Source organism: Flavobacterium sp. (genome assembly GCF_044368995.1).
Classification (GTDB): domain Bacteria; phylum Bacteroidota; class Bacteroidia; order Flavobacteriales; family Flavobacteriaceae; genus Flavobacterium.
Map to the genome: position 1 here is coordinate 1 of NZ_JBIPMS010000162.1, position 2,937 is coordinate 2,937.

Below are 2,937 nucleotides of genomic sequence, written 5' to 3' on the forward strand. Positions count from 1 at the left end.
AAAGGTTACGAAGGTGGTTACAAACCTAGTGAAATCTCTGGAAAAGACAGATTGTTTTATGATAAAAGCAAACCTTTTACAAAGAAAATACCGTTTTACGGAAATTATAAACCAACAAAATTTGTGACTATTCCGAAGTATTATGTTGTACCGCAATGTCAATGGCAAATAATTGAATTATTAAAATTGAATAATATTGAAATGATATCAATGCTACAAAATGAAATACTTGAAGTAGAAATTTATAAAATTACCAATTATCAAACTGGAAAAAATGCCTACGAAGGGCATTACGGACATTACAATACAACCGTAACAAAAAATATAGAAAAAATGGAATTTAGAGTTGGCGATTATAAAATTTCTACCAATCAATTAGGTGTTAAATACTTATTAGAAACCTTAGAACCAGAAGCCGTGGATTCGTATTTTAATTGGAATTTTTTCGATACGATTTTACAACAAAAAGAAGGTTATTCTAGTTATGTTTTTGAAGATGTAGCGAAACAAATTTTAGAGGAAAACCCAACTTTAAAACAAGAATTTGAAGCTAAAAAACAAACTGATAAAACTTTCTCAGAAAACGGCGGAGATCAATTATACTGGGTTTACAAAAATTCGAAATACTTTGAAAAGGAGTTTATGCGATATCCTGTTTTTAGAGTTAATTGATAATTAGACAATTTTCAATTAACAATTTGCCAATTTTATAGATTTACATTTTAATTGGAATATTGATTTATTTTCCAATTGACACATTAGCATTTTCACTTTCAAACAACAACTTAATATTTTCATAGGAATTCCCTAAAGTGGCTTCTATATCTGAAGGTTTAATCCATACTGCTTTTGAAATACCTTCTTTTTCTTGTGGGCAAGTTGCTCCAGTGAAATTGGTTTTCATTTTAAACCAATAAGTAATTTTCAGTTTAAAAATTCCGTTACGTTTAAATACATGATAGGTTTTTTGTAATTTTTCTGAAATTTTTAATCCTGAAACACCTGTTTCCTCTTCTACTTCTCTAATGGCTGCCTCTTCAATGGTTTCCTCTTTTTCAATACCGCCTTTTGGCAAATCCCATTTTCCATTTCTAAAAATAAACAAAACTTCCCCATCAGCATTAAAAACTAAACCACCGCCCGCTTTAGCCACAGGGATTTTAGATTTCAAAGTCTTCATAATTAGCTTTTCATCTGAGTGGTACAAATAGGCACTTTGTATTTTATTCAAAAATAATTCTGAGATTACTTTTGGAATATTTACTGTTTCTAACAGATAAATTTTGAAATTTGTTTCCTTTTCAATTTTATTTGTCAAAAAAAGTGGTTTCTCGTTTACAAAAACTTTATACATTTGCAATATGATATTTAATAACAACACAGCACAACAAACAGCCGAATTGCTTTTACAAATAAACGCAATTAAATTAGAAACAAAAAATCATTTTACATGGGCTTCTGGCTGGAAAAGTCCAATTTATTGTGACAACCGCGTAATTCTTTCGTTTCCAGCGGTTAGAAATTATATAAGAGATGAATTTGTAAAGCAAATTGAAGCAAAATTTGGTCGTCCAGATGTCATTGCTGGTGTGGCAACAGGCGCAATTGGGATTGGAATTCTAGTAGCAGAAGCTATGGGATTGCCTTTTGTATATGTTAGGCCAGAAGCAAAAATGCATGGAAGACAAAATCAGGTAGAAGGTTTTTTACAAAAAGGTCAGACCGTAATTGTTGTAGAAGATTTAATCTCAACTGGTGGAAGCAGCTTAATGGCTGTTGAAGCATTACGCAATGAAGGCGCTAATGTAAAAGGAATGGCCGCTATTTTTACATACGGATTTCCTATATCTGAAGAAAAAATTGCAGCAGCAAAATTAGACGTATATACATTAAGTAATTACGAAAACTTAATTGAGAAAGCCGTTGAGAAAAAATATGTTTCGGAAGAAGAATTAGAAACCCTACAATCTTGGAATAGTAATCCTAGTGAGTGGGGAAATTAGATTTTTAGAATGTTAGATTTTTAGACAGATTAGAAAATTAGACATAAAAAAACGCAAATTCATTTGAATTTGCGTTTTTTTATATTTAGATTCTGACACAAATTCAGAATGACAAAGCAAAGTTACACCAACTGAATACCTTCGTTATTGATATCAATCAATTTTTGTTTGTACAAACTTCCGATTGCTTTTTTAAATGTTTTCTTACTCATTTTTAAAACAGATTTTATTTCTTCTGGATGACTGTTGTCATTCAATTGTAAAACACCATCGTTTTGCTTTAAAGCTTCTAAAACTTGTTGCGAGGAATCGTCAATGGCTTCAAAGCCTTGTTTTTGGAAAGAAACGTCTATTTTTCCATCAGGACGAATGGTTTTAATGTAGCCTTTTGTTTTATATCCTGGAGAAACGGTTTCAAAAACTTCATTTTGATAAGCCAATCCTCTGAATTTTCCGTTAATAATTGCGTTGATTCCAATATCTGTAATATGAGAAACCATTAAATCTACTTCTTGTCCGACTTCAACATCTAAAGGTTCTTTATCTAAAAACTGATTGATTTTACTTGATGCCGCTAACCTACCCGTTTGTTTGTCTAAATACATTGTTACGATGTATCGTTTGTCTTTTTCCATTGGGCGGGCTTGTTCTTTAAAAGGAACAAACAAATCTTTTTCCATTCCCCAATTTAAAAAGGCACCAAATTTATTGATATAATTGACTTTTAAAACGGCAAACGAATTTAATGTAATTAATGGCTTTAAAGTGGTTGCCACCGGACGCTCTTCGTGATCTAAATATACAAAGACAGTTAAGTCGTCGCCTATTGTAAAATCATTTGGAACATATTTATTTGGTAATAAAACATCGTCGGTTTCATTTACCAAAAACAAACCTACTTTTGTTTCTCTATCTATTTTTAATGTGTGATACA

Annotated in this window: 3 protein-coding genes and 1 pseudogene; 2 read left to right on the plus strand and 2 right to left on the minus strand. The window is 31.1% G+C overall.

Translation table 11 applies throughout. The annotated features are described in order from the left end of the window. Window positions 1–672, plus strand: a pseudogene (locus ACIQ2I_RS08800) (hypothetical protein); the annotation flags it as partial. A 67-nt stretch (window positions 673–739) separates the two neighbouring features. Here the strand turns inward: ACIQ2I_RS08800 and ACIQ2I_RS08805 are convergent. Continuing rightward, window positions 740–1,354 carry an NUDIX hydrolase gene (locus ACIQ2I_RS08805; protein ID WP_396182039.1) on the minus strand — a complete coding sequence of 205 codons (615 nt, stop codon included), beginning with the start codon at window positions 1,352–1,354 and terminating at the stop codon, window positions 740–742. A gap of 7 nt (window positions 1,355–1,361) precedes the next feature. Between ACIQ2I_RS08805 and pyrE the strand changes: the two genes are divergently transcribed. Beyond that, window positions 1,362–2,003: an orotate phosphoribosyltransferase gene (pyrE, locus tag ACIQ2I_RS08810; RefSeq protein WP_396182040.1), complete on the plus strand. Its 642-nt coding sequence runs from the start codon at window positions 1,362–1,364 to the stop codon at window positions 2,001–2,003. A gap of 122 nt (window positions 2,004–2,125) precedes the next feature. Here pyrE and ACIQ2I_RS08815 read toward each other — a convergent pair. Next, on the minus strand, window positions 2,126–2,937 hold an 812-nt coding region (locus ACIQ2I_RS08815), incomplete at its 5' end, for a S1 RNA-binding domain-containing protein (RefSeq protein ID WP_396182041.1).

Coding starts and splice junctions, on each gene's coding strand:
- ACIQ2I_RS08805 (WP_396182039.1), bottom strand. CDS start 1,354: ATGTATAAAGTTTTTGTAAACGAGAAACCACTTTTTTTGACAAATAAA.
- pyrE (WP_396182040.1), top strand. CDS start 1,362: ATGATATTTAATAACAACACAGCACAACAAACAGCCGAATTGCTTTTA.